Raw genomic sequence first — 6,588 nt, forward strand, 5'->3', positions numbered from 1 at the left:
AAACTAAAAACAACCCACCACACCAACCTGAAGCGGCAATTTTCCGCCGCCACGAAGAACGGCAGTTTAAAACAGGCCCAATTGTACCTGCGCCACTTCCGACATCATCTCGCGCGACCAGGGCGGGTCCAAAACCACTTCCACTTGCACCGAACTGACGCCCGGTAAAGCGCGGATCGACTTTTCCACGTCACTCTGAATTACCGGCCCCATGCCGCAGCCGGGCGCGGTCAGCGTCATCCGGATATGCACATCGTTACCGCCCTCGGCATTGCCGGTGACGTCGCAACCGTAAACCAGGCCCAAATCGACGATATTGACCGGAATTTCCGGGTCGTAGACGGTTTTCATCACTTCCCAGCAATTCTGCTCCACCGCCTGGCGGTCGGTTTCCGATACCAGGGTTTGCAGATGCTGAGATTCCTTACCCAGCGCATCGGCATCGCTGCCGGCAATCCGGACCATGTGGCCGTAGTCGGTCACCACCGTGTAATTGCTGCCGAGAGATTGGTGAATCGTCACTTCCTGGCCCTTTTGCAAGGTACCGTGATTGCCGTCCGGGATTGTGACGATATTGACATCCCGGGTTAGAAAAACAACTTCTCTGTCTGCCATAGCGATACTTAAGGTTTGAAAGTCTGCGCGTCAATAATTTGACCGGTAACGCCGATACTGGCGTCGCCGAATAAATAAAGGTAAAGCGGTTCCAAACTGGACATCGGCGGAATAGCGGCCTTGTCTTCCGCCGGATAGGCGCGTTTTCGCAACGGCGAATCGATCGGGCCGGGGCACAAGGTATTGACCCGAATCTTCTGGCCGGCTTCCAGTTCGGCGGCCAGGATCGCGGCAAAGCCTTCCAGCGCAATTTTGGAGACGCCGTAGGCACCGGAATAGGCCTGCGCCTTGCGTGCGCCGGAATCGCTGGTAAAGACGATGGCGGCATGCCGGCTTAGTTGTAACAACGGCAACAATACCCGGCACAAAATGAACGGCGCGTTGAGGTTGACGTTCAGCGCATGGCCCCAATCCTTGGTCTTGTAATTGACGATCGGACTGAAGGCGCTGAATTCCACCGCCGAATGCAGCAAGCCTTGCAAACTGCCGTAACGCTGTTCGATCGCATCGGCCATTTCCTGGTACTGGGCCTCGCTGGCACCGGCCAGATCGAACGGGTACATCACCGGTTCCGGCCCACCGGCCTCGACGATGGCATCGTAGACCCGCTCCAGCTTCGGAATATTCTTGTCCAGCAGAATGATTTGAGCGCCGTGCTTCGCCAACGCTAAGGCTGCCGTCGCGCCCAAGCCGCCGCCGGCGCCGGTGATTAAAATGACTTGGTCTGTTAACGGCATATCTGCGCCTGTATCCATTCCATCAGTTGTTGCGGCCGCTCGATCAAGCCGTCTGCGCCCCAGGATTCGGGGACGTCGTCGGCTTTCAGATAACCGTAGACGGCGGCCAGGGTTTTCATATTCGCGCGCTTACCGGCGGTAATGTCGTGGGCGGCATCGCCCAGGTAAACGCAATTTTCCGGCGCGACTCCAGCCTCGCGGCAGGCGGCAAACATCGGCTCCGGATCGGGCTTGCTGCTCGGTGTCGAATCGCCGCTGATCACGCAGGCTGCGCGTTGGCGCAACCCCAATGCCGTTAACAACGGTTCGGTGAAGCGGGTTTTCTTGTTGGTCACCACGCCCCACTTCAAACCCTTAGCCTCGATTGCCTGGAGACTGTCTGCCAACCCATCGAACAGCCGGCTGTAATCGGCAACGTTATCCTCGTATTGGTTCAACATAAATTCCAGCATCCGCTCCGCTTCGGCCTGATCCACCTCGACGCAATGCCGGATCATCGCCAAGGCCCCGTGGGAAATCAGCGGCCTCACCCCTGCCGCGGCCGCTTCCGGAAAACCATGCGCGGCCAATGTGCGGTTCAAACAGGCAATCAGATCCGGTGCGGTATCCACCAAAGTCCCATCCAGATCGAACAGCACGCAATCGAGCTTGAATCCAGTCATGTTCAATCGGCGCGTTTGAAAGCGGCGATGTAATTGACCGAAACATCCTTACCCAGATAAAACGCCTTGCTGAACGGGTTGTATTCGATACCGACCATGCCCTGCAATTCCAGACCGGCAGCGCGCGCCATCCGCCCCAGCTCCGACGGCTTGATGAAGGTTTTGTAATCGTGAGTACCCTTCGGCACCATTTTCAAAAGATGTTCCGCGGCAACGATCGCCAACAACCAGGCTTTCGGCTCGCGGTTCAAGGTCGAAAAAAACACGGTACCGCCGGGTTTGACCAAGGTGGCGCAAGCCGCAACGACAGAGGCCGGATCGGGGACGTGCTCCAGCATTTCCATGCAGGCGACATGGTCGAAACCGGCCGGTTGCTCTTCGGCCAACTGCTCGGCGCTGATTTTGCGGTAGGTCGCCGCGACACCCGACTCCAAACCGTGCAGATCGGCGACGTCCAGCAAATCCTGGCTCAAATCGATACCCAGAGCGTTGGCGCCCAGCCGGGCCAGACCTTCGGTCAGGATGCCGCCGCCGCAGCCGACGTCGACCACCTGCTTACCGCTGATATCGGCGTATTCGCCAACAAACTGCAACCGTAACGGGTTAACCTGATGCAAAGTCTTGAATTCGCCTTCGCTATCCCACCACCGCTCGGCCAAAGAGCCGAACTTGTGTATCTCGTGCGGATGAACGTTATCTGCTGTCGCCATAATGCCAAACCTTTTCTGTGTGCCTATAGTTTACTGTATTACTAGGTTATTAGTCATGAGCTTTGCGCGCCGACGGCAACGCCTTGCCGCCCCTCATAACAGGAAACCGGGGAATTAACTGCTTAAACGCTGCTGCCAAACCGCAACCCGCTCGTTGAGCGCCGCCAGATCCATCGTGGTCAATTGCCGGTTTTTCAAGAGTTGCCGGCCGGCGACCCAGACATCGCTGATCTGGCGGCGGTCGGCGGCATAGACGATCTGCGCTAGCGGATTGAACAAGGGCTGGGTTTCCAGTTCGCTCAAGTCGATTGCCGCGACGTCGGCCTGCTTACCCACGCTGAGCGAACCGATTTCCGCCTCCAAACCCAAGGCTTTGGCACCGTTCAACGTAGCCATCCGCAACGCCGTTTCCGCCGAAACCGCCCCGGCGTCACCGGCCACCGCCTTGGCCAGTAATGCCGCCGTGCGCATTTCCGAGATCATGTCCAGATCGTTATTGCTGGCGGCACCATCGGTGCCCAGTGCGACGTTGATCCCCGCCGCCAGACATTCCGCAACCGGGCAGAAGCCGCTGGCGAGTTTCAGATTGGACTCCGGGCAGTGCACGATGTGGGCGCCGGTTTCGGCATACGCTGCCATGTCGGCGGCCGTCAACTGCGTCATATGCACCCCAATGAACGACGGATTCAGCAAACCCAGTTGTTGCAGGCGTTGTATCGGAGTTTGCCCGGTCTTTTGTTTTTGTTCTTCGACCTCGTGCGCCGTTTCGTGCAAATGCATATGTACCGTCAGATTCATTTCGTCGGCATAAGTCAGCACGCTGCGTAACGGCGCATCTGACACGGTATACGGCGCATGCGGCGCAAACGACAGACTGAGCAGGTTTTCGTGGCGCAACTTCTCGTGCAGAGCCAGGCCCTTGGTCAGATAGGCGTCGGCGCTTTCGGCCCACACGGTCGGAAAATCGAACACGATCAAGCCGATATTGGCGCGGATACCATGTTGCACGGCCTGATGCGCGGCAATTTCGGGAAAGAAATACATGTCATTGAAGCAAGTGGTGCCGCAGCGCAGCATTTCGGCAATCGCCAGATCGACGCCGTCGCGAACGAAGGCCTCGCTGACCCATTTCTGTTCCGCCGGCCAAATGTGGTTTTGCAGCCAATCCATCAACTGCAAATCGTCGGCAATACCGCGCAATAATGACATTGCCGCGTGGGTATGGCAGTTGACCAAACCCGGAATCAAGGCATGGCGGTCCAGAATTTCCAACTTACGCGGCTGGTATTTCTCCCCAATTTCGGCAGAGGGTAACAGGTCGACGATCTTGCCGTCGTTGATCACCAGGCTGGAGTGCTCGAAGATTTGACCCGCGGGTTCGACCGGAATTATCCAGCGCGCCTGAATCACGAGATCGACCTGCATATAAGCCTCCGGGTATGAAATATGGGCGATTATAACCGTTAAGCCGCCCCAGTCCGATAACTTAGCTAACCTTCCCCGCCCGATTATCGAAGACGCAGCGGAAAAATCCCCCGGGGTCGGCTTGTGGCATGCCGATCAAGACTGGTCCGTTAGTAGGTGCATCGGCAAGCTCTCACGCCTGGAAACTACCCGCCACGCTCAGAACCAGCTTAAAATTAAGCCACGGCGGTCCGTAGTCTCTAAAGCAAGAAAAGCCCGGCACCCACGACTTTTGCCCTGGACGGCCCGCAGCCCAATAACCTCATCAACCGAACAACATGAGCCAAACATCGCAATTATCGGTCCAAGCCCTGCAATGGACCGGACACAGCCTGAAAGTACTGGACCAGCGCGTCCTGCCGCAAACCATCGCTTACGACGAATACCGCGACGCCGTCGGCGTCGCTACAGCCATCGCCTCGATGCGGGTGCGCGGCGCGCCGGCGATCGGCATTGCCGCCGCCTACGGCGTGGTGTTGTCGGCCATGGGCCATTACCCGCAAGCCGATTGGCAAGCGGCGGTCGACCGCGACATCGAGCAATTGGCCGCCTCGCGGCCAACCGCCGTCAATCTGTTCTGGGCATTGGATAGGATGCGCGGTTTATTGGCGAATAATCCGGCCGATCCGGTCGCCGCGCTGACCGAGCTGGCACAAACCATCCACGCCGATGATTATGCTGCCAACCAAGCCATGGGCGAGCGCGGCGCGGACCTGATCGGTACCGCAAAAGCGGTGTTGACCCATTGCAATGCCGGCGCGTTGGCGACCGGCGGTTACGGTACGGCCTTGGGCGTGATCCGCAGCCTGCACCGCCGCGGCGGCTTGCAACAAGTCTACGCCGGCGAAACCCGGCCCTGGTTGCAAGGCGCGCGGCTGACGGTTTGGGAATTGGCGCAGGACGGCATCCCCGCCACGCTCATCGCCGATTCGGCGGCGGCCTGGCTGATGAAATCCGGCAAGATAGACTGGATCGTGGTCGGCGCCGACCGCATCGCCGCCAACGGCGACGTCGCCAACAAGATCGGCACCTATTCGCTGGCGGTGCTGGCCAAGCAACACGGCGTCAAAGTCATGGTCGCCGCGCCCTCCTCCACTTTCGATTTCAACCTGGAAAACGGCGCCGGCATCGAAATCGAACAACGCGACCCGCGGGAATTGCTGGCCGATTGCTATTTGCACGAAGGCTCGCTAGTTAGCGCCTGGAACCCGGTGTTCGACGTCACGCCGGCGGAACTGATCGACGCGATCGTCACCGAACGTGGCGCCGTCGTCGACCCGGGCAAACACGGCGTCAGGAGTTTGCAACCATGTTGAAGTTGAATTTCAAAAGCGGCAATAGTCCGCTGTTTGCGGTGCAATGCCTCTGGGAAGGCGTGCGCATGCTAGCCCGCCCGGAGTTGCGCAATTACCTGCTGATTCCGTTGTTCATCAACATGGTGCTGTACACCGGCGGTTTCGTGCTGGGTTACCACATGGTGTCGGCCTTGATCCACCAGTTCATCCCGGACTGGTTGTCCTGGCTGAACTGGATCCTGTGGCCGCTGTTTTTCGTCAGCTTTCTGGTGGTCGGATTTTTCAGTTTTGCTCTGTTAGCCAACCTGATCGCCGCGCCGTATTACAGTCGGCTGTCCGCCAAGACCCTGGCGCTGATCAGCGGCCAGCCGCTGCCGGCGGCGGAACTGGCCTGGGACAAGGTGTTCTTCGGCGAACTGCACCGGATCGTTTATCTGCTATTGCGGGTGCTGCCGTTATTGCTGTTGTTCGCGGTACCGGTCGTGAACTTGTTGGCCCCGCTGTTATGGGCCGGGTTCGCCGCCTGGGGCATGGCCTTGGAATTTATGGCCTACCCTTTGGAACAGCGCGGTCTGGCGTTTGCCGGGCAAAAACAGTTTTTACAGCAGGTACGCTGGGGCGCGCTGAGTTTCGGCGGCCTGACCAGCCTGGGCTTGACGCTGCCGCTGCTGAATCTGGTCATCGGCCAAGCTGCAGTGATCGGCGCGACGATTTACATCTACCGGCTTTCGGCCCCGGATACCGAGTCCGCCGCCGCATCCTGAGCCCCGCGCAATACCGTTGCGTCGACTTTGCGCTAGGGATCGCCGAGACGAAGCGAACCCGGGTGACAAGGACGCATGCAGCATTCGCCGTCCATAGCAACAGGCCCCCGGCGCTCCCTGCCGGGGTGACGCCCGGCTATCAACCAACGGCATAATCCCCGCCAGCCCAGCCAATGCCGTTAAGTTAAGGAACAGACCTTCTGGTTCACATCCTGATAGGGGTCGGAAAGGGCCTAAGCCCTTCCCGCCCTCCGAACCGTGCGGGCGGTTCTCCCGCACACGGCTCTCCAGTCGGTAGTTTCCTCATCGGGAGTGTCTCTCGGCTTGCCAGGCGGGATGTA

General features: G+C 59.0%; 7 protein-coding genes. 2 read left to right on the top strand and 5 right to left on the bottom strand.

Translation table 11 applies throughout. The features are described 5' to 3' along the window. Positions 1 to 66: 66 nt before the first annotated feature. From sufT to AC0IM9_RS11360, 5 genes are all read right to left on the bottom strand, one after another. Positions 67 to 615, bottom strand: coding sequence for a putative Fe-S cluster assembly protein SufT (gene sufT, locus AC0IM9_RS11340; RefSeq protein WP_140912532.1), 549 nt, complete (start codon positions 613 to 615; stop codon positions 67 to 69). An 8-nt stretch (positions 616 to 623) separates the two neighbouring features. Beyond that, entirely contained in the window at positions 624 to 1,352 is a 729-nt protein-coding gene (locus AC0IM9_RS11345; protein ID WP_278211525.1) for an SDR family NAD(P)-dependent oxidoreductase, read from the bottom strand. Continuing rightward, complete coding sequence (locus tag AC0IM9_RS11350; RefSeq protein ID WP_482804064.1) at positions 1,343 to 2,014, bottom strand: HAD family hydrolase; 672 nt, start codon at positions 2,012 to 2,014, stop codon at positions 1,343 to 1,345. Before AC0IM9_RS11350 ends, AC0IM9_RS11345 begins: the two co-directional genes overlap by 10 nt. Positions 2,015 to 2,016: 2 nt before the next feature. After that, positions 2,017 to 2,724 carry a bifunctional 2-polyprenyl-6-hydroxyphenol methylase/3-demethylubiquinol 3-O-methyltransferase UbiG gene (ubiG, locus tag AC0IM9_RS11355; RefSeq protein WP_482804065.1) on the bottom strand — a complete coding sequence of 236 codons (708 nt, stop codon included), beginning with the start codon at positions 2,722 to 2,724 and terminating at the stop codon, positions 2,017 to 2,019. Between the two features lie 114 nt (positions 2,725 to 2,838). Continuing rightward, positions 2,839 to 4,149 (bottom strand): TRZ/ATZ family hydrolase, encoded by a 1,311-nt coding sequence (locus AC0IM9_RS11360; protein ID WP_482804066.1) that lies wholly within the window; start codon positions 4,147 to 4,149, stop codon positions 2,839 to 2,841. 317 nt (positions 4,150 to 4,466) lie between these two features. Between AC0IM9_RS11360 and mtnA the strand changes: the two genes are divergently transcribed. After that, positions 4,467 to 5,504 (top strand): S-methyl-5-thioribose-1-phosphate isomerase, encoded by a 1,038-nt coding sequence (gene mtnA, locus AC0IM9_RS11365; RefSeq protein WP_482804067.1) that lies wholly within the window; start codon positions 4,467 to 4,469, stop codon positions 5,502 to 5,504. Then, positions 5,498 to 6,247, top strand: a complete 750-nt coding sequence (gene cysZ, locus AC0IM9_RS11370) for a sulfate transporter CysZ (RefSeq protein WP_482804068.1) — start codon at positions 5,498 to 5,500, stop codon at positions 6,245 to 6,247. Before mtnA ends, cysZ begins: the two co-directional genes overlap by 7 nt. Positions 6,248 to 6,588: the final 341 nt, after the last annotated feature.

Source organism: Methylomonas sp. Uni0011 (genome assembly GCF_056850255.1).